This window comes from Bacillus coreaensis, from assembly GCF_050586445.1.
Lineage (GTDB): Bacteria > Bacillota > Bacilli > Bacillales > Cytobacillaceae > Robertmurraya_A > Robertmurraya_A coreaensis.
The window spans coordinates 50,207-73,712 of the sequence record NZ_JBOCCY010000012.1; the positions used below are offsets into that span (position 1 = coordinate 50,207).

19 protein-coding genes and 1 pseudogene are annotated in these 23,506 nt (G+C 37.8%); 9 read left to right on the forward strand and 11 right to left on the reverse strand.

What is annotated here, in order from left to right:
• The first annotated feature begins 46 nt into the window (after window positions 1-46).
• The 5 genes from ACQ5H4_RS16960 (at window position 47) to ACQ5H4_RS16980 (ending at window position 6,028) form a co-directional block, all read left to right on the forward strand.
• Window positions 47-1,375, forward strand: a complete 1,329-nt coding sequence (locus ACQ5H4_RS16960; protein ID WP_430776182.1) for a flavin monoamine oxidase family protein — start codon at window positions 47-49, stop codon at window positions 1,373-1,375.
• A 162-nt stretch (window positions 1,376-1,537) separates the two neighbouring features.
• Window positions 1,538-2,230, forward strand: a complete 693-nt coding sequence (locus ACQ5H4_RS16965; RefSeq protein WP_430776183.1) for a response regulator transcription factor — start codon at window positions 1,538-1,540, stop codon at window positions 2,228-2,230.
• Window positions 2,227-3,231, forward strand: coding sequence for a sensor histidine kinase (locus ACQ5H4_RS16970; protein WP_430776184.1), 1,005 nt, complete (start codon window positions 2,227-2,229; stop codon window positions 3,229-3,231). Before ACQ5H4_RS16965 ends, ACQ5H4_RS16970 begins: the two co-directional genes overlap by 4 nt.
• A gap of 99 nt (window positions 3,232-3,330) precedes the next feature.
• Complete coding sequence (locus ACQ5H4_RS16975; protein ID WP_430776185.1) at window positions 3,331-4,092, forward strand: ABC transporter ATP-binding protein; 762 nt, start codon at window positions 3,331-3,333, stop codon at window positions 4,090-4,092.
• A complete protein-coding gene (locus ACQ5H4_RS16980; RefSeq protein WP_430776186.1) occupies window positions 4,082-6,028 on the forward strand; it encodes an FtsX-like permease family protein in 1,947 nt (648 codons plus the stop codon). Before ACQ5H4_RS16975 ends, ACQ5H4_RS16980 begins: the two co-directional genes overlap by 11 nt.
• 82 nt (window positions 6,029-6,110) lie before the next feature.
• Here the strand turns inward: ACQ5H4_RS16980 and ACQ5H4_RS16985 are convergent, their stop codons facing one another.
• The 8 genes and pseudogenes from ACQ5H4_RS16985 to ACQ5H4_RS17020 form a co-directional block, all read right to left on the reverse strand.
• Entirely contained in the window at window positions 6,111-7,868 is a 1,758-nt protein-coding gene (locus ACQ5H4_RS16985; protein ID WP_430776187.1) for an alpha-amylase family glycosyl hydrolase, read from the reverse strand.
• Window positions 7,869-7,931: 63 nt separating this feature from the next.
• A pseudogene (locus ACQ5H4_RS16990) lies at window positions 7,932-10,309 on the reverse strand (glycoside hydrolase family 31 protein).
• Window positions 10,310-10,390: 81 nt separating this feature from the next.
• Window positions 10,391-11,275, reverse strand: a complete 885-nt coding sequence (locus ACQ5H4_RS16995) for a carbohydrate ABC transporter permease (protein WP_391559834.1) — start codon at window positions 11,273-11,275, stop codon at window positions 10,391-10,393.
• Window positions 11,276-11,293: 18 nt separating this feature from the next.
• Window positions 11,294-12,148 carry an ABC transporter permease gene (locus ACQ5H4_RS17000; protein ID WP_430776246.1) on the reverse strand — a complete coding sequence of 285 codons (855 nt, stop codon included), beginning with the start codon at window positions 12,146-12,148 and terminating at the stop codon, window positions 11,294-11,296.
• Window positions 12,149-12,323: 175 nt separating this feature from the next.
• Complete coding sequence (locus ACQ5H4_RS17005; RefSeq protein ID WP_430776188.1) at window positions 12,324-13,970, reverse strand: extracellular solute-binding protein; 1,647 nt, start codon at window positions 13,968-13,970, stop codon at window positions 12,324-12,326.
• 164 nt (window positions 13,971-14,134) lie between these two features.
• Window positions 14,135-15,526 carry a response regulator transcription factor gene (locus tag ACQ5H4_RS17010; RefSeq protein WP_430776189.1) on the reverse strand — a complete coding sequence of 464 codons (1,392 nt, stop codon included), beginning with the start codon at window positions 15,524-15,526 and terminating at the stop codon, window positions 14,135-14,137.
• Window positions 15,523-17,244, reverse strand: coding sequence for a sensor histidine kinase (locus ACQ5H4_RS17015; protein WP_430776190.1), 1,722 nt, complete (start codon window positions 17,242-17,244; stop codon window positions 15,523-15,525). Before ACQ5H4_RS17015 ends, ACQ5H4_RS17010 begins: the two co-directional genes overlap by 4 nt.
• A 166-nt stretch (window positions 17,245-17,410) precedes the next feature.
• Complete coding sequence (locus ACQ5H4_RS17020; RefSeq protein WP_430776191.1) at window positions 17,411-17,800, reverse strand: MerR family transcriptional regulator; 390 nt, start codon at window positions 17,798-17,800, stop codon at window positions 17,411-17,413.
• Window positions 17,801-18,121: 321 nt separating this feature from the next.
• On the opposite strand from ACQ5H4_RS17020, the gene ACQ5H4_RS17025 reads away from it, so the two are divergent.
• Both ACQ5H4_RS17025 and ACQ5H4_RS17030 read left to right on the forward strand, forming a co-directional pair.
• On the forward strand, window positions 18,122-19,162 hold the full coding sequence (locus ACQ5H4_RS17025; RefSeq protein ID WP_430776192.1) for an NAD(P)-dependent alcohol dehydrogenase: 1,041 nt from the start codon (window positions 18,122-18,124) through the stop codon (window positions 19,160-19,162).
• A gap of 117 nt (window positions 19,163-19,279) precedes the next feature.
• Complete coding sequence (locus ACQ5H4_RS17030) at window positions 19,280-19,558, forward strand: HPr family phosphocarrier protein (protein ID WP_430776193.1); 279 nt, start codon at window positions 19,280-19,282, stop codon at window positions 19,556-19,558.
• Between the two features lie 132 nt (window positions 19,559-19,690).
• Here the strand turns inward: ACQ5H4_RS17030 and ACQ5H4_RS17035 are convergent, their stop codons facing one another.
• On the reverse strand, window positions 19,691-20,593 hold the full coding sequence (locus ACQ5H4_RS17035) for an AraC family transcriptional regulator (RefSeq protein ID WP_430776194.1): 903 nt from the start codon (window positions 20,591-20,593) through the stop codon (window positions 19,691-19,693).
• A 188-nt stretch (window positions 20,594-20,781) separates the two neighbouring features.
• Between ACQ5H4_RS17035 and ACQ5H4_RS17040 the strand changes: the two genes are divergently transcribed.
• Window positions 20,782-21,762, forward strand: a complete 981-nt coding sequence (locus ACQ5H4_RS17040) for an aldo/keto reductase (protein ID WP_430776195.1) — start codon at window positions 20,782-20,784, stop codon at window positions 21,760-21,762.
• Window positions 21,763-21,829: 67 nt separating this feature from the next.
• On the opposite strand, the gene ACQ5H4_RS17045 is transcribed toward ACQ5H4_RS17040, so the two are convergent.
• Together ACQ5H4_RS17045 and ACQ5H4_RS17050 are read right to left on the reverse strand one after the other, a co-directional pair.
• Complete coding sequence (locus ACQ5H4_RS17045; protein WP_430776196.1) at window positions 21,830-21,982, reverse strand: hypothetical protein; 153 nt, start codon at window positions 21,980-21,982, stop codon at window positions 21,830-21,832.
• A gap of 68 nt (window positions 21,983-22,050) precedes the next feature.
• Entirely contained in the window at window positions 22,051-22,836 is a 786-nt protein-coding gene (locus tag ACQ5H4_RS17050) for a PhzF family phenazine biosynthesis protein (protein ID WP_430776197.1), read from the reverse strand.
• 188 nt (window positions 22,837-23,024) lie between these two features.
• Between ACQ5H4_RS17050 and ACQ5H4_RS17055 the strand changes: the two genes are divergently transcribed.
• A complete protein-coding gene (locus tag ACQ5H4_RS17055; RefSeq protein ID WP_430776198.1) occupies window positions 23,025-23,324 on the forward strand; it encodes a hypothetical protein in 300 nt (99 codons plus the stop codon).
• Window positions 23,325-23,506 lie beyond the last annotated feature (182 nt).

Below are 23,506 nucleotides of genomic sequence, written 5' to 3' on the forward strand. Positions count from 1 at the left end.
CTATATTTATTTTCAGCAGCTAAATCTTTTACGGGAGGCACTCATCGTGCTAAATCATGTAGATGTAGTAATTGTTGGAGCTGGACTATCTGGTCTTGCTGCTGGATGGGAGTTAAGGAAGCATGGAAAAAGCTTTGCTATTTTAGAAGCTCAAAACCGTGTTGGAGGTCGTGTATTAACGATTACCCATGAAGATTCAACGATTGATCTTGGTGCCCAGTGGGTTTCTCCATTCCAGCCTCGTATACAGTCCTTATTGGAATTTTTCAATATAAAGACCATCCCTTCATACAAACAGGGAAAAACCATATATGATTTACATAACAAGCGCATGCTTAGTTCAAAAACTTCCCCACCTGTTTCACCACAAGGAATGCTAGATTTATTTCTAACTCGAAAGAAGATCCATCAATTAACGAAGCTTATTCAGAAAGAAGGATTATTACATTCATCTTTAATGAGAGAGTATGATGCGCTAACTATGGACAGCTGGATTGAAAGACAAATGTTCTCAAAATACGGAAAAGCATTCTTCCGTATTTTCTGTGAAGAACTTTCCTCCCTTGAGCTTAGCGAATTTTCCTTCTTAGACATCCTTTGGTTCATCCAATCCGCCGGTGGAATGGATCAGATTTTGACTGCAGAAGATATGTGGATAACGAATGGGGCGCAAACCTTACCACTAAGAATGGCTAAAATTATGCAGGATCAAATTTACTTAAATCAACCTGTAAGAAAAATTGAGTGGAGAGACAGTGGTGCAACCGTCCACACTGATTCCGAGTGTTGGACTAGCAAAAAAGTCATCGTTGCCATCCCTCCTGCTTTCAGCGCAAAAATACAATACAATCCCCCACTGCCTGCACTTCGCGAACAGCTTTGTCAGCGGGTTGGGCAAGGATCGATCATAAAATCAGTAATCGTATATAACACCCCCTTTTGGAGAGAAGATGGATTATCTGGCAGCTCTTACTACGATTGCGGACCGATTCGAGCTACGATGGATAGCACCACACCAGACCAGCCTCATGGAGTTCTAACCGCATTGATCGGGGGAAAATACGCAAGAAGTTTGGGTCCATTGACGAAAGAAGCACGGAGGAAAGAGATTATAGCTTGTATTGCCCATTTATTCGGAAGCAAGGCACTTGAGCCTATCAGTGTTTATGAGAAGGATTGGGCAGAGGATTCCTGGTCAAGAGGAGGCTATGCTGCCCATTTTGCAACCGGCGTGATCACTGAATATGGAGCCGCTTTAACAGACCCTGTTGGACCTATTCATTGGGCGGGGACGGAAACGGCTAAGGAATGGCGCCTTTATATGGAGGGTGCCATTGAATCTGGAGAACGCGCAGCAAAAGAAACCCTAAAATAAAAATGGGTGTCTGTCACCCTTCGTGGACACTTTTGCTTTTTTGTCCGCGTGGGGTGGACACTAGCTATAACGATTCTATTACTTGTTATTATTTTACATATAAACATTTTTCTTTTGATTGTAGTTTCGATACAATGATGAGGAAAGTTGGTGACAGTATGTATGTTTAAAATTCTTCTCATTGAAGATGATTCTAGTCTTTTTCATGAAATAAAAGAGCGACTAACTCAGTGGTCTTATGAAGTTCACGGGATCCAAGACTTCGCCCTCGTTCTTGAGGAGTTTACGAAGGTCAAGCCTGATTTAGTCATCATTGATATTCAACTTCCAAAATACGATGGTTTTCACTGGTGCCGCCTGATCAGAGCCCATTCCAATGTGCCGATCATCTTCCTTTCTTCACGTGATCATCCGACAGATATGGTCATGAGCATGCAGCTAGGGGCAGACGATTTTGTTCAAAAGCCCTTCCATTTTGACGTGTTAATTGCGAAAATCCAAGCGATTCTACGCAGAGTCTACAACTATAGCAATCACACAGTCGAGTTGAAATCATGGTGCGGTGCTACGGTGGATTACGAGAAAAATACAGTAACGAACAACAACGGATCGATCGAGCTGACGAAAAATGAAATGTACATTTTAAAAATATTAATCGAAAAAAAGAACAGCATTGTGAGCCGCGAGACCATCATTAAAAGCCTTTGGGATGATGAACGGTTTGTTAGTGATAATACACTAACAGTCAATGTCAATCGATTAAGGAAAAAACTGGATGAGCTACAGCTTGGCCACTATATAGAAACCAAAGTAGGACAGGGCTATATCGCCATCGAAGAGGGATCTCTTTCATGATCAAAGTATTCGTAAAGGAACGCCGTAGTTGGATTCTCTTTTATTTCTTCATCCATCTCTTAATTGTATTTGTGGCTTTTATCGATTCTGCGATTCCGCTCAAACCCATTCTATACATTGTATTTTTATCCTTTCTCCTATTCTTGATCTTCCTTTTCAGCAGGTATCAAAAGGAGACTCGTTTTTTCAAAGGGATTGAAGAGTGGGAGAACAATCTCGATCTATCTCAGATCCCACAAGCAGAAACTCCCTTTGAGGGGATCATAGAAAAAAGTGTCTATAAACAAACCGAATTGCTAAGAAATCAGTTCAATCACCATCAACTATCCTTAGAAGACGAGAAGGACCAGATGTTGGCCTGGATTCATGAAGTAAAGACTCCTTTAACCGCTATGCATCTCATTATTGACCGTATTCCCGATGAAAAAACAAAGGCAAGTCTCACTCATGAATGGCTACGAGTTCACTTATTACTCGACCAACAGCTTCACCAGAAACGTCTTTACTTTATTGAGAATGACCTTTTTATCGAAAAAGTAGATCTTCACACACTAGTGATTCCAGAAATCAAGACCTTACAATCTTGGTGTATTCAAAAAGGCATTGGCATAGATGTTAGTCTCCAAGAACGAGAGATCCTAACAGATGCGAAATGGTTCGCTTTTATCCTCCGTCAGCTGTTAACCAATGCCGTCAAATACAGCAACCAGTCAGATATTTACATAAGAAGCTTCTTGAAAGTCGATCATATCGTCATAGAAATACAAGACTTCGGGCGTGGGATTGATCCGAGGGACATGCCACGTATTTTCGAAAAAGGGTTCACGTCTACTTCCACCCATCAAGATCACTCTGCTACTGGAATGGGATTATATTTGGCGAAAAAAGCGGCTGATTCCCTTTTGATACAAATATCGGTTCAATCTACTCCAGGAGAGGGTTCAACTTTTATGCTCACTTTACCTAATCGTAATGAATTCGTAAAAATAACAGGCATGTGACAAAGATGTCACATGCCTGCTTCAAATGTTAGATGAATCGAAGGATACGAGCCCCCAATCCATTTATAATCAAGTCATTGAAGGAAGGAGAGGTTAAGATTGAATATTCTAGAAGCCAAACAAATACACAAAAGCTACGGAAATAAATTCAATAAACAAGAGGTATTAAAAGGCATCAATATGATCATTAAACAAGGCGAATTCGTCAGTATCATGGGAGCCTCTGGATCTGGAAAAACCACTCTATTAAATGTGCTTTCCTCGATTGACCATGTGAGCCAAGGCTCTATTTTTGTGGAAGGAAAAGAAATTACCCAGATGCGTGACAAAGAACTCGCCCTTTTCCGTCAAAAAAACTTAGGATTTATTTTTCAGGATTACAATTTATTAGATACACTCACAGTCAAAGAAAACATTTTGCTTCCTTTATCTATTACGAAAACACCGAAAAAGGAAGCGGACCAAAAGTTTACGGAAGTAGCCAATGAGCTAGGGATCGCAGAGCTTCAACATAAGTATCCCAATGAAATTTCCGGAGGACAAAAACAACGAACATCAGCTGCCCGTGCGTTCATTCATGAGCCGAGTCTGATCTTTGCTGACGAACCAACAGGTGCACTTGATTCAAAGGCTGCTTCCGATTTATTAAATAAGCTTAGCCACTTGAACCAAAAGCGAAAATCCACTATCGTGATGGTCACTCATGATCCTGTCGCAGCGAGCTACTGTTCAAGAGTCATCTTCCTTCGTGACGGACAAATATATACCCAGCTAAATCGTGGGTCAGAAACAAGGCAAGCCTTTTTCCAAGATATTATGAAAACACAAGGAGTGTTAGGAGGAGTAACAGATGACCATTAATCAACTCATCCTTCGTTCCTTTAAAAAGAATATCAAAAACTATTATCTGTATGTATTTGCCTTGATTTTTAGTGTTTCTCTTTATTTTGCGTTTGTGACCCTCCAATATGACTCTGCTATGGACGCAGCAAAGGGGACTATTAAAGGCGGAGCTTCGATACGAGCCGCTTCCGTCCTTCTTGTTGGAATTGTTACCGTCTTTCTCGTGTATGCCAATATGATCTTTATTAAAAGACGCAGTAAAGAAATCGGACTGTTTCATTTGATTGGCATGACGAAACGAAAGATTTTCCACATTCTTGGAGTGGAAAATGCGCTTCTCTACTTTTTGTCGTTAGGTATTGGTATTTTCGTTGGGTTTTCCATTTCTAAATTAATCATGATGATTCTGCTAAAAATTACAGGAGTAGATGCCGTCACGAGCTTACATTTTTCAAGCCAAGCATTTGTTCAAACCGTCATTGTGTTTACACTCATTTTCTTATTAATTCTTGGGATGAATGCCCTATTTATAAGAAAACAGACGATTTTATCCTTATTTCGAGTCACCTCTTCTGCTGAACAAAAGGTACAAAAGCTATCTGTCTGGGAGATGTTCATGGGCATTGCGGGGATTTCACTCATTGCCTTTGGTTATTTTGTTTCCACCAAACTGTTTAGCGGGGACATTACAGAAATGACTCAACTATTCATTGCCATGGTGATCATTTTAGCATCCGTTATTATTGGAACCTATTTCTTTTACAAAGGATCAGTAAGCTTTATTTTTAACCTGATTCGAAAAAGGAAGGATGGTTACTTAAATATTAAGGAAGTTCTCTCTTTATCTTCGATTATGTTTCGAATGAAGTCGAATTCGTTGCTGTTAACCATTGTCACAACAGTTTCTGCACTTGCCATCGGATTGTTATCGTTAAGTTATATCTCATACTATTCCGCAGAAAAATCAGCTGAAGATAGTGTAATAAAAGATTTTGCCTTCACTAGTACAGAAGATGCACAAACGTTTAAGGATGCTTTAAAAAGTGAAGATCTACCATTTGAGGAGACAGTGATTGAGGTTGTGATGGTTCAGGCAAATTTGAAACCGATCATAAAAACGGATGGAGAATTAATGGATGTGGACCTAACTCACATGGAAATGCCTGTCGTTAGCGAAAAATCTGTTCCTGGTATTGATGTGTCGCCAACTGAAACGTTGTTTACAGGATACAGTGATATGCTATCCAAATTTATGGCTCTTGACGACTCCGGAAACATTGAATTTCACAGTAAATCCGAAACCATTCCGCTTGATTATATTGGGTTAAGAGATGAGTTTATTGTTTCATGGTATTTTACAAACGGTGGTCAGCCGGTTGCGATCGTGGATGATACCTTGTTTGCTACCCTTCAACAAGACTTCGATCCAGAAGTACAGAGGGAATCCACTGTCTTTATCGGGATTGAGATGAAGAAGGAAAAGTCGATCCAACAAGCAAATGATCTTTATCTTGATCTAGGACTTGATGAAAATTACATGAATGATTCACAACTTCAAATGAGCACAGACCAGAAACAGCTCATGGGGCTCATGATGTTTATCGTTGGTTTCCTTGGACTTACCTTCCTTATTACATCCGGTTGTATTCTTTACTTTAAGCAAATGGACGAAAGCGAAGATGAGAAATCAAATTACACCATCTTACGTAAGCTCGGTTTTACTCAAGGCGACTTAACAAAAGGAATCGGCTGGAAACAGGTATTCAATTTTGGCATTCCATTAGTCATCGGTCTTTCCCATAGCTATTTTGCGGTCCTATCTGGCTGGTTCTTTTTCGGGGCTGAGCTTTGGACGCCAATGGCACTGGTCATGATTCTATATACAGGCTTATACTCCATTTTCGAATTTCTGTCCGTGCTTAATTATAAAAAAGTGATCAGAAATGCACTTTAACCCCAGCCTATTTAATATAACAAACCTACAGAAAAGACCATCCCTCTATTATAGAATAGGGATGGTCTTTAAAGTTAAGGATCTATTTTACAAGGATATGATATTCCCAAGGTTCCAAATCAAATGGTTGTTTGTTTTCTATACTAACGGTTTCCTTTGAAGGGAACAAGTGATAGTTTCCGACAGACTTTGAGTCCACAGTTACACTGCCGGAGATAGGGTCTCCAGAAAGATTAACTAAAACCATTACCTTTGAATTACCTTTTTGTCGTTCAAAAGCTAATATGTTTTCGTAAGAAGTGTCCAATAAATTAATTTCCCCACCAGCATCTCCATTCCACAATGCCTTATTTTCCTTTTTAAGGCGGATTAAATCCTGATAGAACTTTTGATCCGATAAATCTTGCCAAGAGATTTCATCTTTATCAAAAAACGCCAACCTCTTATTTAATCCTGCTTCTTGACCTGAATAAATTAATGGCATACCTGGCAAGGTAAATGTTAAAGCAGCCATCGTTTTTTCAGATTCACCAAATAGCTCTGATGTAGTACCTTCCCACGAATTATCATCATGATTCGTTGTCCAATGCATTGGATAAGAACCACTTGGATATAGGCGTTCCATTTTTGAAATATATGATTTTACATGTGTTGCGTCCCTATTCCCAATGGCTATATCTCTCATTATATGATTTAGTTCCCAACCATAATTAGAATTAAATGCATGATCTAGCAGGTTATAGACGGTATTATCCTCCGCTAACATGTATACTGGTTTTATTTTATTTAATTCTTTTCGAGCAGTCTCCCAAAAATCTAGAGGCACTCCTACAGCATAATCAGCACGATACCCGTCAATGTCTGTTTCTTTAACCCAATATTTCATAGCGTCAATCATCGCAGTTCTCATTTCCGTATTGTTAAAGTTCAAATCGGCAACATCCAACCAGTTTGTACCAGGAGGGTGAGTGATATTCCCCTCAATATCCAGAGTGTACCATTCTTTATTTTCAGTCCAAATATGATCTTTTCCAGTGTGATTCCCCACCCAGTCTAGCATCACTTTGAATCCCATGCTATGTGCTTTTTCTACTAATCTTTTGAAATCGTCTAATGTGCCAAACTCTGGATTAATTGCTTTATAATCTTGTATTGCATAGTAGGAACCTAATGTTCCAATCCTTCCCTCACTCGAAATCGGATGAATGGGCATAAACCACAATATCTCTACGCCTAACTCCTTTAATCTCGGCAGATGAGCTTCAAACGCCTCAAACGTTCCTTCAGAAGTATATTGTCTGACGTTCACTTCATATATGGTAGAATCCTTTGACCAATTAGGATGAAAAGTTTTACTCTTTTCTATATTCGTTTCTCCATCAGGGGAAGTGTACACAAAGTCATCTCCTTCTGTAATAAATACTTCTTTATATTCAGAAAACTGGGCGAATACCTTTGCATCCCCATCTTTTTCACCAGTAGACCTATTTACAACAATGAAACTTATACTGGCAGGATTTTCTTTTAACTTTACATCAACATAAGCTCCATTTTCATCTACCTGTGTATTGGAAAAAGGAGTAGCACCTGTTGGCCAGGCACCTGCTTCAGCTGAAGGAATCGCGACATCATTCCATAACCAAAGGCCCCAATCATCATAATTCTGGTCCGCTCTTTTGTAATGAATTCTAATTGTCTGATCAGGGATCGTACTAGAATCTACTTGCTTCTTGGACAAACTATCAGCTGCAACATGATTGGAAACAGAAAAACCACCAGTAAAGACTACCATAGCTATAATCATCATTAGAGTACAAGCAATATTTATGGACCTCTTCAACTGAATCTCTCCCTTTTTTAAGATTTCTAGATTAATATAGACACTGGGACGGACCTCTAGTTGTTAATGTTCCATTACAAATGGAACTTTAATAAGAGTTGACTCCGATTCTTTAATTACCTCATTTGGTGTTATTCCATTCACTTTTATTGTCATACCGGAGTTTAATCCGTGAATGACAAACATTGCTTTTTCCCAATCTGGTTTGAACTGATCATGTTCAACATTAATAACGATATCAAGATTTTTATCATCCATTTTTGTTTCAATCTTACATTCGAAATATTGACCATAATTATAAGCAAATGTTTTCCCATCGTCTTCATAATAAGTAAACGTAGAAACCTCATCTTTTGTTGGATATAAATGAATGGTCATTTCACTTTCTTTCATTTTAGTTGATCGTTTTACAGTTCCATGAGTAAGAATTGCTCCTTTTTTAACAAAGATAGGCAATGTTTCAAGGTCAGCTTGGATAAGATGGTGCTTTCCACCTTCAAGAATTTCTTCTGTCCAATAATTCCCCCAGTTTCCTTTAGGTAAATAAACAACCCGATGAGTGGTATCTGGTGTTAATATCGGTGCTACAATCACATTTGAACCAATCATAAACTGGTCAGATAGGTTAAAAGTATGTTTATCATCGGGATATTCAAGTACTAATGGACGCATTACAGGTACTCCAGTAACACTTGCTTCTCTAAATAAAGTATATAAATAGGGAAGCCATACATAGCGCTCTTGGATGTATTTTTTAATAACCTTTTCATAGTCTTCACCAAATGACCACGGCTCCTGGCGAATGGAATCTAGGACACTATGATTTCTAAAATAGGGAGTAAATGTACCAACTTGGGTCCACCTTAAAAGTAATTGCCCTGTTGTGTCATGTGCAAACCCTCCAACATCTGGCCCACAGAATGGAATTCCAGAAATACCAAGATTCATACACATGGGAATAGACATTTGTAAGTGTTCCCAAAAGCTTCTATTATCCCCCGTCCAGACAGTGCCATATCGTTGAACACCAGCAAATCCCGCACGAGTCAGTAAAAATGGACGGTTCCCGTTTAACTGTTCTTTCATCCCTTCGTAGGTTGCTTCACCCATTAACAGTCCGTACAAGTTATGCATTTCCCGATGTGTTTTTGGATCACCATCATTATCATGAATAACCTTTAAGTCCATGGTTTTTGTCTCATTGAAGACAGCTGGTTCATTCATATCATTCCAAACACCTTCTATACCTATATGGGTATAGAATTCATACTTTTCACCCCACCATTTACGTACATCACTGTTCGTAAAATCAGGAAACGCACTCTTGCCTGGCCAAACATCGCCAAAGTATATATTTCCTTCAATGTATTTGCAAAATCTATCTCCTCTAACCCCTTCTTGGTAAACCAAATATTCAGGGTCTTCTTTCACACCAGGGTCTACGATTGGGACAACATGAATACCAGCATCCTTTAGGTCTTGAACTAAGGCCGCTGGATTCGGAAACCTCTCTTCATCGAATGTAAATACGCGATACCCATCCATATAATGGATGTCTAAATAAATCGCATCCAGTGGAATATCTTTCTCTAGAAAATTACTTGCTAGTTCTCTTACTTCCTTCTCAGATTCATAGCTATAGCGAGATTGATGGTATCCTAATGCCCATTTTGGAGGAATTGGCATTCTCCCTGTTATTTCTGAATACTGTTCTAATACTGCCTTTGGAGTTGGACCTGCAAAGACATAATAGTCTAGTTGACCACCTTCAGCAGAAAACGAATAGATATCATTAGATGTTTTCATATCAAATACTGTTTTAAAGGTATTATCAAGAAGATCCCATGGGCATCTCCATTACGAATCGTCATAAAATAAGGTATGGATTGATAAAGCGCATCAATCTCGGGATTATGTGGAGCAAACACGTCGGAATTCCACATAGTCATTTTCTCACCACGCTTATCTAAAAAACTTGTTTTTTCACCAAACCCATAAAAGTGGTCATCTTTATGCATCTCTTTAAAACAGATCACCTCTTTTTTCTCATTAAAACCCATACCTGTTTCGTTTTCACGCACAAGCAAGCGTCCTTGATTATCAAAAATAGAAATCCTTATTGGTGTTGTGTTAATAACGAGTGAGAGCTTGTTACTTGAAACATGTATCTCACCATTATCTTCGCTAACAACCACCTCAACATCCTCCTGCTTTTTAATAACAGCAAAACTCGTATTCAAAGAAGGTGTCTTTTTTGGATTCATAATAACTCGAACAATATCATCTCGATAAAAACATATCGAAACATATCCATTTTCACATTTTATATTCAGTACCTTTTCTTGGAAGTTATAATTAACAAGAGAACCTATACTTTGGTAGGAAGTTCCTCTTATATTAACCTTCTTTCCGGGGTGTATAGCAAAACTAGTATCTTGCATACAAATTCCTCCTTATAGTTTTTGGATTCCCCTTTGTTACATTTTCAAGATAACTTGTCAGCAAAGGGCATATACTTTCTATCACCCTTTAACAGAACCGAGCGTAATACCTTTGACAAAATATTTTTGGAAGAATGGGTAGATCACTAAAAGTGGAAGCATTGAAATAAATATTTTCGCTGCATTTAATGTTTGATTGGATGTCGATGTAAGGAGTTTCGCTGATTCCGCATCCATACTTGAAAGATCCGTTACGACCGTAAGGGAACGAATGTAAGTTTGTAATGGATATTGGTCATTTTTTGTCATTAACACCATTGCCTGAAAAAATTCATTCCAATGATACACGATTGTAAAGACTAAAATAGTAGCCAATACAGGTTTAGACAACGGTAAAAAGATGTTTAACAGTATTCTCCATGGTCCTGCTCCGTCCATAATTGCTGATTCTTCCAATTCCTTTGGTAAATTTCTAAAAAAGTTCATAACCAAAATCACATTAAAAACAGGTAATCCTCCTCCAAGAACAAGACCCCAAATATTATTGGTCAATCCCAGTGCCTTCATAGTCATATACCATGGAACTAAACCGCCGTTAAAGAGCATGGCAAATATCAAAATCCACATAATAATATTTCTTGGTTTGAATTCCCTTGACGTTTTTGAAAGTGGATAAGCCATTAAAACCACCACTACAAAGGTAGTTATCGTTCCTAAAATGACACGGGTAACTGATATACCAAAGGATTTGAAAAATTGAATATCATCCAGGATCAGCCTATAAGCTGCTATTGTAAAATCTTTGGGCCAAAGGAACACTTGCCCCGCAGCCACTGCAGATTTATCACTAAAAGAAACAACTAACATATACCAAACTGGATAGATACATAGAAGGGTTATTAAAATAAGTAAAAACACATTAAATCCATTGAAAAACTTGGATATGACAGATCGTTCTTCTACCATATTCCATCCCTCCTTACTTTAGAAAATTCTATAATTTGCAAACCGGTAAGCTAACCCATAAGAAATAGCAATTAATATTAAGCTGACAATAGATTTAAGAAGTCCTACTGCTGTAGCTAATCCATATTGCATATCTATTAGACCTGCCCGATAAACCCACGTGTCAATGATATCCCCAGTAGAATAGACAAGCGGATTGTATAGGTTGAATATTTGATCAAACCCCGCATTCAAGATATTACCTAGGCTTAATGTACCTAGTAATATGGCTACTGGAAGTATGCTAGGCAACGTAATACTTATTAAGCGTCTAAACTGGGAAGCACCATCTATTGCCGCTGCTTCGTATAATTCAGGACTAATAGAAGTTAGTGCTGCAAAATAGATAATTGCACCAAAACCAAACTCCTTCCAAACGTCACTACCAATTACAATTGCCGGAAAGATATCTGGATTGGAGAAGAATAAAATCGGTTCAATTCCCAAGACAGTAAGCAACTGATTGACTGGGCCTGAAAGCGAGAAAAGGTCTAGTAAAATACCTGCCACAATAACCCAAGAAAGAAAATGCGGTAAATATACAATTGTCTGAACCGATCGAGAAAACAACCTATTTTTCACTTCATTTAACATAAGAGCAAATATTAAAGGAACAATTAATTGTAAAATCATTTTTGCAATTGCGATGACTATTGTATTCTTGAAAACTTGAATACTGTCTGGAAGCTCAAACATATATTTAAAGTTTTCTAGACCTACCCATGCAGACTTAAGAATCCCTACTCCTGGATTAAAATCCTTAAATGCCATTAATGTTCCGTACATGGGAAACAAATTAAAAAAGAACATCCAAAGCAGTCCAGGAAGAAGCATTAAATAGTAATGGGTATAATTCGAACGAAAAACTTTTGATAGAGTTATAGCCGGTTTACGTTCTAAAACAGATCTGGTGAGCGGGGCCTGATTGTGTACCACTCTGTTTTTCATTTCATTTTCCTCCTTGAAAGAATCTCAAGACGAGTGCTTCACCCGTCTTGAGTTCATTTTTTTATTGCTCGTTTACTTCTGTAGTAATTTGATCTCCACCCTGTTCTTTCCATTGTTCAACAAATGTATCAAAATCACTTAACGGTGCATTGCCAAAAATGATTTTTAAGAACGTTTCATCTTCTAGTTTTTTAAGATTTGTCCAACGGGTTTGCATTGTTTGTGTTTTGGCAGTTGCTAGGCTACGAACATAATTAATGTCAGCATCAACAAATGTAGAACCACCATTCAGATGAGAGTAAACATGAGTAAAGAATTCGTCATCTTTATTCCAATATTGTATATCGTAATTGTCGTAAGGCTCTTTTTTCGTGTTCTTAGCATGTGATACGAGTTCATACGTAAACCCATAGTTTACTTTATCCACTTCTTCCAGGCTAATTTCACCCGCAAGAAACTTTCGAGTTGTATCTACAGCGTATTTCAGCTGGTCCCCATGCCCCATGATTGTAAACAACGGAATTTCCTGTGAAGTCATTTCCTTACCTACTGCTTCTTTATAACTAGCGTCTTTCTCATTTACATGGATATTTAAGAGTTCTACAATTGCTTCTGGATGTTCATATTCTTTACTAACTACGATATACTGACTTCCTGTCGTTTCATTGGAATTAAGTACACCTGCTTCATCTACTGGTGCAGCATATGGACGCCAATTTGCATTCGGATCATTCTTTATTGAATCTTCTATATTATAAGGAGTCCACCAAGCTCCAAAGTAAATACCAGTTTTACCACTTGCAATTACCTCTTGTGAACTTTTCCTTAAACCAAGTTCCTTGTCCAAAATTCCTTCCTTATACCATTCATTCAACAAGGCTAATGTAGCCTTTGTTTCTGGAAGGGTTGAACCATAAACGGCTTTCCCATCTTCATCTTTGACCCAAATTCCTGGGTAAGCATTGTTAGCAAAGAATACCGGTGCTAAATTAAAGGAGTGATCCCCTGATGTTAAAAAAGTAGGATATAGTGCACCACCTTGTGCAGTTCCTACAATACCAATTGTGTCCTGTCCACCCATATTGTTATCAATAAACGCTTGTGCGATGTTTTCTACGTCCTGTAAATTTTTAGGTGGCTGAAGTCCCAATTTATCAAGCCAGTCCTTACGAATCCATGTCATCGGCGCGGATGGAAGCGTGGTCTCTGGAAATGCATACAATTTTCCATCAACCGTTACATTATCTAATAAACCAGGATTTGATTGATAAATATCCTTAAGTCTTTCTGAACCATATTCTTCATAAACTTCCGATAAATCAGCCAATTGATCCGCTTTAATCATTTGCTTTAACTGCGACTCATTGACTAACATAGCATCTGGAAGATCGTTGCTTGCAATGGTCAAACTTACTTTTTGTTCATAATCTCCCGCCGATGCTTCCCATTCATGCTTAATATCAATGTTATAACGATCTTTTAACCAACGGGTATAGGCATTGTTTTCGGCTGTATCATTTCCTTCGAACTTATAGTTAGCATCAATTCCTTTACCAATAGACACTTCAACTGGTTCCGTATACTTCCCATTGGAATCAACTTTCAGTACATTATCCGCGTTGTTACTACTTTCCGTTTTACCGGTACATGCACTTAAACTAGCGGTAATCAATAAACCTGCCAATCCAGCCTTTACTACCTTTTTCATAATCTTCCCCCTCTTATGAAGAATCTAATTTCTAATTTCAATATATCACTGTAGAAGGATTTACCGAGATAGAAAGCGGTTACAAGATAGGTTAACTATTTATTAAAATAAAAAAAAACGTATGAAAAATGTCTACCCCTTTTTCGTACGTTTTCTAACCATCTTTATATGTTACCCTTTTGTCTATACTCACTTGGTAAAACACCTACATGCTCTCGAAATAGTCGGCTAAAATATTTTTCATCAGTATACCCAACCTGTTCAGCAATCCAATGAATTGTTTTTGTTGTGTTTCTTAAGTAATCTTTTGCTTGTTCCATCCGTATGTCTCTCAAATAATCTGTATATGTTTTACCAACAATCTCTTTAAAACACTGGCTGAAATAGCTACTACTCATATTGACTCTCTTGGCCATATTTCCTGCTGTAATATGTTTATTCAACATTTGCTGTGCTAAGCTCATTGCTTGTAGGATACTATTTTGAATTTCTAAAGAATAGGGAGACTTCATTTTTATCATTTTTATTTTTTTTCTTGTTTCCCTTAACCAAGTCTCAAATTGAACCCAATTGGTTAAAAAATCTTCGATAGAAATTGGCTCAGAAAGGATTGGCTGGTATAGGCGGTTCCATTCATCTGTAATAGAGAAGAACATCCGTGTTAAACGGATCGGCGGCAGCCTAAATGATTTAAGTTCATTTTGCATATGTTCAAACAATTGATCGTTATGAATCCATTCCCCAGATATCCACTTTTCTTTGATTTCTCTCATATCATATCCAGTTTCTTTTTTTCCTTTATTAAGAATATCTTCACTGTGTACAATTTTGTAAGGCTGTAATGGATCATAATCATAAAATAAATCACCCTTTTGATAGCCCCTTAGAAGTTGCAAAATCGATTTTCGATCCATATGTTTAAGTCCCTGGAAACGAATAAGTACAAATTCCGAATTTGATGAAAAAACGTTGGTTACCCAATCCTGAAGTGACTTTCTCTCTTGTTCTTCTATAGATGGCCAGTACCAGATACCAAGATCCGCTTCTAAGGCTCCAACTGATAAGTAGGTATCCAATTTCACCTCATCACTTTGTGGGTTTAAAGCGAATAATACCAAGATTTCTTCAACTTCGACTAATTCATCTTGAGGAAATGGATTTCCTTTTAATAAATCTTTCTGTTCCATTAAGGAAGCAATTCTACCTAAAACATCTTCAAATTGTTCTTTATCTAATTGCGTTTTGGCAATATAGTCAATCGCTCCGAGTCGAAGTGCCTCCTGAACATATTCAAAATCTTGATGTAGAGTTAGAACCACTATTTGAATGTGAGGATATTTTTTTCTAACTTCTCTCATTAATTCAATTCCAGACATGACTGGCATGGATAAATCCGTTAATAACAAATCGACCTTGTTTTTCTCAATAATCTGGAGTGCATTCTCACCATTATTGGCTTCTCCTACAACCTTCATCCCAAAATCTTCCCAGGGCATAAAGGAAATTAAACCCTTACGAACAATTTTTTCATCGTCTACTATTAATACTCGAATCATTCTGATCTTTCACCTCCAGAGACGGGGATTCGTAAAGAAACGATTGTCCCTTTTCCCATTTCACTTTTAATTTCTAAATTAGCTTCTTCACCATAATTCGCTTCAAGAATACGTTTTACATAGCTCATGCCGATGCCCATTCCAACCTTTTGACTATTTTTTGACTCATCAAGAAGTAAGCTGTTTATTTCTTCTTTTGACATACCAGAACCATTATCTTGGATGGTAATCTCTAAATAATCGTACAATTTAACATTTACATGTATATAGCCGTCATCACTTACACCATGATAAAGAGCATTTTCTACCAATGGCTGAAGGAGGAAACGTGGAATCGATAATCCCATCGTGGTTTCATCTACTTCTATATCCACATCAAATTGAAAATCATAACGAATCTGTTGCAACTGTAAATATTCTTTTACTGCCTCTATTTCTTTCTTAACCGTTGTGGACTCACCCATTTTCCCAAGATTATAGCTAAGTAACTTATTTAAGGAGAGGACCACCTTATCTATTTTTTCATGACCACTAAAGACAGCCAACCAATGCACCGTATCCAGTGTATTCATTAAAAAATGTGGATTTATTTGATAGAGGAGTTTTTCTACTTCTAAGTCCGCTCGTCGCTTTTCTTTCTGTTCAATCTCAGCGTACAAATCCCAAATCTTCGTCTTCATACTTCTCACCTGATAAAGTAAATCATCAAATTCAGGTATCTTAGTTAATTCTGTTTGCTCGGTAGTAGATTGAGTTAAGGATTTTACCTCCTTGTTGAATTTCTTCAAGGGATTATAGACCATCTTCCACATTAACATAGCAAATAATAACGCAACGACTATGAAGAAAGTTAATATTAAAGCAGCTTGAAAGAGCCATTTGTCTCGTTCCTTGTTCAGCTCCTTAACCGGGGTAATGGAAACAATACTCCATCCTTGGTTACTTGTTTCTTTATTCCAAAAATAGTTTTTATAATATCCAGAGCTGGCTTCCGATTTGCTGTAATCTACAAACATACTATTCTCGGGGAAAGTCTTTTCATTTTCACTAAAGGTGATTTTTCCATTATTATCAAGTAAAAGTAAACGACGGGAGTCATCTTTCTTATTCTCAGGAGCAAATATAGTTTCCAAAGCATTGCGTCCCGTCTCTATATATAGATAAACATTTTGATTAGGCAAATTCACTTTACGCATCGTACTAAATACATATTGATTAATTAATCCGTTGTAACTTTTGTGGGGTCCATAGTATGTAATTTCCGAGTACTTAGCCATGATTGGAAGATCGTCTGGCAAAAATTCCCCGCGGAGTCTAAAACTTTCAAAATCATATTCTTGCTTCTCGGGATAGTAGTACATAATTAAACCTACATTGGGATTTGAAAAAGAAATTAAATTTATTTCACTTTTAATTTCACTTCGAATCTGAATACGATTATAGGGCTCACGTTCATTTTCCAATTCCTCAAAGAGATTATTTGCTCTTGCACCATATGCAAGCTGTTGAGAGACATGATTTAAATTATTTAATGTGTTTTCTAAAGTTATTAAATCTTGCTTCAAATTGCTTTGTAATGAACTTTCTACTTTATTACGAAGTATAGAATCTATTGTATAGAAGGAAAGAAATCCTAAACATATAAATGGAATTAAACTGCTACATAGAAAAATAAAGATAATCCTATTTTTAAAAGTTACTTGATTAAACTTTATCAAAGAATCCTTCACCTCTTTAAAGCGTTTTCATTCCTCGACAACATTCTACCATGAAACCCCTTTAATAACTAGATTCACTCATTCTTCATAAACGAATCTAGGCAAAACTAAAAGGCCTGAGCCCGGTACAATACCGAGTTCAGACCTTACAAGCTGCCTAAATTAATTATCTAGTATGAATCTCTTCCGTTCCGGCATTCAAAGCAGTCTTGTAATACAAACATTTATGCTCAATGAGTTTCATTGTTTTTTTCAATTCTTCCATCTGTGCTTCTACACAAGCCTTTCTTTCCAAAAACATATCATATCTTTGTTGCAACGTGGAGTCCCCATCAGAACACCATTCAATGAAGTTCTTAATCTCCTTAATAGGCATTCCGGTGGATTTTAGACATTCAATTATTTTTAAAGCTTCGATATCGGATTCTTTAAACAAACGTATTCCGCTGGCTGTCCTTTCTACAAAAGGCATAAGCCCCTCTTTGTCGTAGTAGCGCAAGGTATATACTGTAACATTCAATTCTTTTGCAACTTCGCTAATAGAAAATGTCTTCAACATTTATCTCCCTTTCTGAATGATATAGACCTCGAGTTAACTCTAGTGTTACGAGGGAGTTTATCACCGTATTTGTTGAATGTCAAAGTTTTAGAGGAAAGTAAAAATAAACTAGATTGATAGATAGTTTGATACATGTATGGCCAGAGAGAGCCTTTTTTAAAAAAATATCATTTAATTACTTGACCTAGAGTTAACTCTAGGGATTAACATGATTTTGCAAGAGATAAAAGGTGGGATAGAAAAAATTGAACCTTAATGATTCATTTTACCTAAACAACATATTCTCTTGAAAAGTATAAATTTTAGGAGGTTTTATTAATGGTAATTGCTAAAGCAAGAGCTGTCGACGGTCCAGACAAACCGTTTCGAGCAGCTGAAATTAAACGACGCGATCTTGATTTACATGATGTTCTAATAGAAATTAAATATGCAGGAATATGCCATTCTGATATCCATACTGCACATGGAGAATGGGGTCCAGTGAACTATCCACTCGTACCTGGACACGAGATTGCGGGAATTGTCACGGAAGTAGGAGCTGAGGTCACAAAGTACAAGGTCGGTGACCGAGTAGGGGTCGGATGTATGGTTGATTCCTGTGGTGAATGTGAGAACTGCCGTAAAGGAGAAGAACAATACTGTCTCAAAGGAAATGTCCCTACCTATGCTGGTGTTGATAAATACGGTGAGTCAACTCAGGGTGGCTACTCTACTCACATAGTGGTAACGGAGGATTTTGTAGTCAGAATTCCTGATGGTATTGAGCTTGATGCTGCAGCACCATTACTTTGCGCAGGTATTACGACATATTCACCACTAAATCATTGGGGTGCTGGTCCGGATAAGAAAGTAGCGGTTGTTGGTCTGGGCGGTCTTGGTCATATGGCTGTTAAGATTGCACACGCCATGGGTGCAGAAGTTACCGTTCTGTCACAAACTTTGAGTAAAAAGGAAGATGGTTTGCAATTCGGTGCCGACAGCTACTATGCCACAAGTGATCCTGAGACATTTAATAAACTTGCCGGAACTTTTGACCTGATCATTAACACGGTAAGTGCAAAAATTGACATTAGTGCTTACCTCTCACTGTTAACGCTGGATGGTACTTTAGTAAATGTTGGCGCACCTGCAGAGCCATTGGCAGTAAATGTGTTCTCTCTGATCGGTCATCGCCGTTCATTTGCAGGTTCAATGATTGGAGGCATCCGTGAGACTCAGGAAATGTTAGACTTCTGTGCAGAACATAATATTGTTCCTAGCATTGAAGTGATTTCAGCGGACAAAATTGATGAAGCCTACGAACGCGTATTAGCCTCAGATGTGAAGTATCGATTCGTGATTGACACCAGCACTATATAAGAACATGATTAATTTTTAATAGTAATTGTGAGGGTGTCCAAAAAAAGTCTAGCTTTTGGGCATCCTCTTCTCGTCCTACTTTAGAATCTTGCGGAAACGACCCTTAGAGGTGAAAAAATGATTAAAAAAAAGTTTATTATTACAAAGAACACTGGATTTGCACGACCTGCAACCCTGTTAGTAAGTTTAGCTTATAAATTTAAATCCGATATTTCCCTTGAGTATCAGGGTGATACTGTTAAGCTAAAACACTCAACCAAATCAATAATGGAAATTTTATCTCTAGGAATTAAACCAGGTACTAAATTATATATAAAGGCTATCGGAAGTGACGAGGTACGGGCCATACAATCAATTAAGGAGTATTTTAATAAAAAAGGATTGATCAATGATTGACGTGTACCTTTTCCATAACAATGACAGGTTTCGATCATAACAGGCTGACTTTCTAAATACATTTTCCATTTCTTGCATAAAAATAGGCTATGCCTTTTACTCAAGCATAGCCCACTATTACTCCTATTCATTTTAAGCATAGTTTTCTCTCATTCTTCTTATATCTACTCGAGGTGAATGGCCAAACATTCGGGAATATTCTCGACTGAATTGCGATTGGCTTTCATAGCCCACCTTAAATGCAACATCTGCTACATCTGTTGGATCTGCCAATAACATGCGCCTAGCTTCTTGTAATCTCAATTGTTTTTGGAACTGAATAGGACTCATAGCTGTTACTTCTTTAAAATGTCGATGTAGAGATGACACACTTATATTTGCGATTTCGGCAAGCTCTTCGATTCGAAAGGGTTCATCAAAATTCTTGATAATATGGTTGATCACTTCTCGTATTCTAGAGGCATTGCTACCCTCTAATGCTATTTGTTCTAATGCTTCTCCATGTGGACCTTGTAAGATCCAATAGATAATTTCTTTTCTAAATAATCGACTAAGGATAGGAATGTGCTTTGGATTTTCTAATAAATTAGCTAGTCTTAGTACGGCATCCAACAAACATGGTTCTACTTCGCTAACAAACATCGCCCGCTTCGAGTTCTTTCCCTGATTAAATGGAAGATTGGTTTCATTTATAACTTCTAAAATATCAGTTGATGTCAATTCAAGTTTGAGCGCTAAATAGGGCGATTCTGTTGAGGCTTTGATCACTTGCCCTGTTACTGGCAAATCAACAGAGGCCACAATATAATGCCCAGGACCATACAAGAATCGTTCCTCTCCTAATAACACTTCCTTCTCACCTTGGAGGATCATGCAAAAAGACGGCTCATTCACTCTAGATAAAGGTTCCGTAATAATGGATTCACGAATGAGAAATACAGAGGGAATTAATGTAGAATGGACACCATCCTGTTTGGAAAAGTTCTCTATGAGATTAGCAAGTTCTAGTTGCTGTTTGTAGGTTTTCTCAGACATCATTTATTCTCCTTTTTCTCCATCTTCAGTCATTATATCTGATATTCGTTCGTAGGGTAAGAGTGGTTGATAGGATTAGGCAAAAACTTGATAGGAATGGGTTAAGGGTTATTTATTATTTATGGCATAATTATTTCCAAAGAGGTCACGATAAACGTGGCCATTAAACAAAAGAGAGGGAACAATCAATGGAGTATGTGAAACTTGGTAATACTGGCTTAGATGTATCTCGACTTTGTCTTGGATGTATGGGTTTTGGAGACGCAAATAAATGGGTTCACCAATGGGTACTTAACGAGCAGGACTCTCGCCCCGTGATAAAGAAAGCGCTTGAATTAGGGATTAACTTTTTTGATACTGCCAATGTATACTCACTTGGCACAAGTGAGGAATATCTTGGACGGGCTCTGAAAGATTACGCTAATCGTGACGAAGTAGTAATAGCAACCAAAGTACACGGGCAAATGCACAAAGGTCCAAATGGTTCGGGACTTTCTCGAAAAGCCATAATGAGTGAAATTGATCAAAGCCTTAAGCGATTGGAAACAGATTACGTAGATCTTTATATCATCCATCGCTGGGACTATACTACTCCTATTGAAGAAACAATGGAAGCCATGCATGATGTAGTGAAGTCAGGAAAAGCAAGATACATTGGTGCTTCTGCCATGTTTGCTTGGCAATTCCAAAAAGCTTTACACGTGGCTGAAAAAAATGGTTGGACGAAATTTGTCTCTATGCAGAACCATCTCAACCTCATCTACCGTGAAGAGGAAAGAGAAATGCTACCTCTTTGTAGGGAAGAGAAAATTGGTGTTACTCCATATAGCCCACTTGCTTCTGGTAGATTAACTCGCGACTGGTCCGAAACCACACTTCGTTCTGAAACCGATCAAGTCCAAAAGTCTAAATACGATGCGACTGCCGATGGCGACCGATTAGTGGTGGAGCGAGTAGCATCTATTGCAGAAAAACACGGTGTTCCACGTACACATATTGCACTTGCTTGGTTATTACAAAAAGAGACAGTAAAAGCTCCAATCATCGGGGCAACAAAAATATCACATCTTGAGGATGCTGTAGGTGCTTTATCAGTAAAGCTTTCACCTGAAGAGATTGCATTCCTTGAAGAGCCGTATGTACCGCATCGTATAGTGGGTCATAATTAATTTCAAATATACTTGGAACAAAAGCCGATTTCCCATTTTTATATCATGGGATATTCGGCCTTTTCATTTAGTTAGCTAAAGAAGATTCATTTTCCTTAACTACAATACGTTCCTTCGCAAAAGCAAATGAAATGGTTGACCGATCCCTTCCAAATTCATTTTCAAAAGGAACGATGAACACTCCTGATGAGGAACGTATGATAATAATAAAATAACCCAACTATAATGAATACATCCCAACCCTTCACCCTTGGTTTATCGAAAAATTACCTTATTCTTGAATTGTACTTAATCCCCAATGTTTATCTCGGCTACTGAATATAAAACGGCACTTCCAGCCATTTTCACTCGTGTACCCTCATGTTTACAATAAAGTGTTCCACCTCTTTTTGATAATTGTCTAGCCACCATTTCCTTTTTTCCCAGTCTATTGGCCCAAAACGGGATTAATCCACAATGTAAGGAACCTGTTACGGGATCTTCATTTATTTTTAGCTTAGGGAAAAATCCTCGAGAGACAAAATCATATGTGCTACCTTTGGCCGTAACACAAACACCCAATCCTTCTGGTAGTGTCTCTAATTTGGCAAAGTCAGGGCTTACGTTTCTCACTTCTTCCTCGGACTCCAGTATGAATACAAGATCTCTATTTAAGTAGGTTTCTTTTGGCACAATTCCCAAAGCGCTGATCATTTGATCCGTAACAGAAATTTCTTCTAAAGGAACGGAAGGGAAATCTAATTCATATAAATCATCTTGTTTATTTACAGTTAAATCTCCACTAATTGTTTGAAACTTGACACGATCCAATTGCTTCTCATAATAATTTAGAATGATAAATGCCGTTGCTAACGTGGCGTGCCCACAAAGATTAATCTCTCCTCCAGGTGTAAACCATCTTAGCCGATAGGGACCTGCTTCTTCTTTTACTGCAAAAGCTGTTTCTGATAAATTATTTTCAATAGCTATTTTCTGCATGAGTTCATCTGAAATCCAATCATTTATGATACAGACTCCTGCTGGATTTCCTTCAAAAACCTTTTCTGCAAAAGCATCAACTACAAAATATTTCATCTCATTTCCTCCAGTTAATCTGTTTAATTAGTTATTGGTAGTTTACATCTGTTTGTGTATAACACTCAACTCTTTAATGAAACTTAGAAATCTACCACTAAACAAAAGGAGTAAAATGACTTCGGCTGGGTAGTATATGTTTAGGATAGTACACCAAATTTTTCACTTATAAACAAGGAAGTGAGTAGATGAATCAGAGTAACGAACGCAATAACTTCGAGGATGAAAATGTGGAAGAAAAGGTCAACAATCAAGGTGTCAATGACTATAGTGAAGCAGCAGGAACTTTAAATGGAGCCGTTGCGGGTGCAATGATCGGTTCTCCATTTGGACTAGTTGGTGCTGTGATAGGCGGTGTTTCAGGCGGTGCGATTGGTAACCAAATGGGTGAGGGTGTTGAAGAAAATAGCCATTCAGCTTCCGAAAATCGTGATGTGAGAAATAATATTGACTCACTAAAGAGTAGCCGTTTTCATAGAATTGATTAATCCGAATCCGGGGGGGATTCGGACAGGAATTGACTGGATTTCACACTTGGGTGTCCGAATCCAACGCGTATTCGGACAGGGCTTGACTGGAATTCGCACTTGGGTGTCCGAATCCGGGGGGGGTATTCGGACAGGGCTTGACTGGAATTCACACTTGTGTGTCCGAATCCAACACGTATTCG

What these genes read in the sequence shown, in the direction of transcription:
- ACQ5H4_RS16965 (WP_430776183.1), top strand. Translation starts at nt 1,538, where the DNA reads ATGTTTAAAATTCTTCTCATTGAAGATGATTCTAGTCTTTTTCATGAA.
- ACQ5H4_RS16970 (WP_430776184.1), top strand. Translation starts at nt 2,227, where the DNA reads ATGATCAAAGTATTCGTAAAGGAACGCCGTAGTTGGATTCTCTTTTAT.
- ACQ5H4_RS16980 (WP_430776186.1), top strand. Translation starts at nt 4,082, where the DNA reads ATGACCATTAATCAACTCATCCTTCGTTCCTTTAAAAAGAATATCAAA.
- ACQ5H4_RS16995 (WP_391559834.1), bottom strand. Translation starts at nt 11,275, where the DNA reads ATGGTAGAAGAACGATCTGTCATATCCAAGTTTTTCAATGGATTTAAT.
- ACQ5H4_RS17000 (WP_430776246.1), bottom strand. Translation starts at nt 12,148, where the DNA reads ATGCTTCTTCCTGGACTGCTTTGGATGTTCTTTTTTAATTTGTTTCCC.
- ACQ5H4_RS17005 (WP_430776188.1), bottom strand. Translation starts at nt 13,970, where the DNA reads ATGAAAAAGGTAGTAAAGGCTGGATTGGCAGGTTTATTGATTACCGCT.
- ACQ5H4_RS17010 (WP_430776189.1), bottom strand. Translation starts at nt 15,526, where the DNA reads ATGATTCGAGTATTAATAGTAGACGATGAAAAAATTGTTCGTAAGGGT.
- ACQ5H4_RS17025 (WP_430776192.1), top strand. Translation starts at nt 18,122, where the DNA reads ATGGTAATTGCTAAAGCAAGAGCTGTCGACGGTCCAGACAAACCGTTT.
- ACQ5H4_RS17030 (WP_430776193.1), top strand. Translation starts at nt 19,280, where the DNA reads ATGATTAAAAAAAAGTTTATTATTACAAAGAACACTGGATTTGCACGA.
- ACQ5H4_RS17035 (WP_430776194.1), bottom strand. Translation starts at nt 20,593, where the DNA reads ATGTCTGAGAAAACCTACAAACAGCAACTAGAACTTGCTAATCTCATA.
- ACQ5H4_RS17040 (WP_430776195.1), top strand. Translation starts at nt 20,782, where the DNA reads ATGGAGTATGTGAAACTTGGTAATACTGGCTTAGATGTATCTCGACTT.
- ACQ5H4_RS17050 (WP_430776197.1), bottom strand. Translation starts at nt 22,836, where the DNA reads ATGAAATATTTTGTAGTTGATGCTTTTGCAGAAAAGGTTTTTGAAGGA.
- ACQ5H4_RS17055 (WP_430776198.1), top strand. Translation starts at nt 23,025, where the DNA reads ATGAATCAGAGTAACGAACGCAATAACTTCGAGGATGAAAATGTGGAA.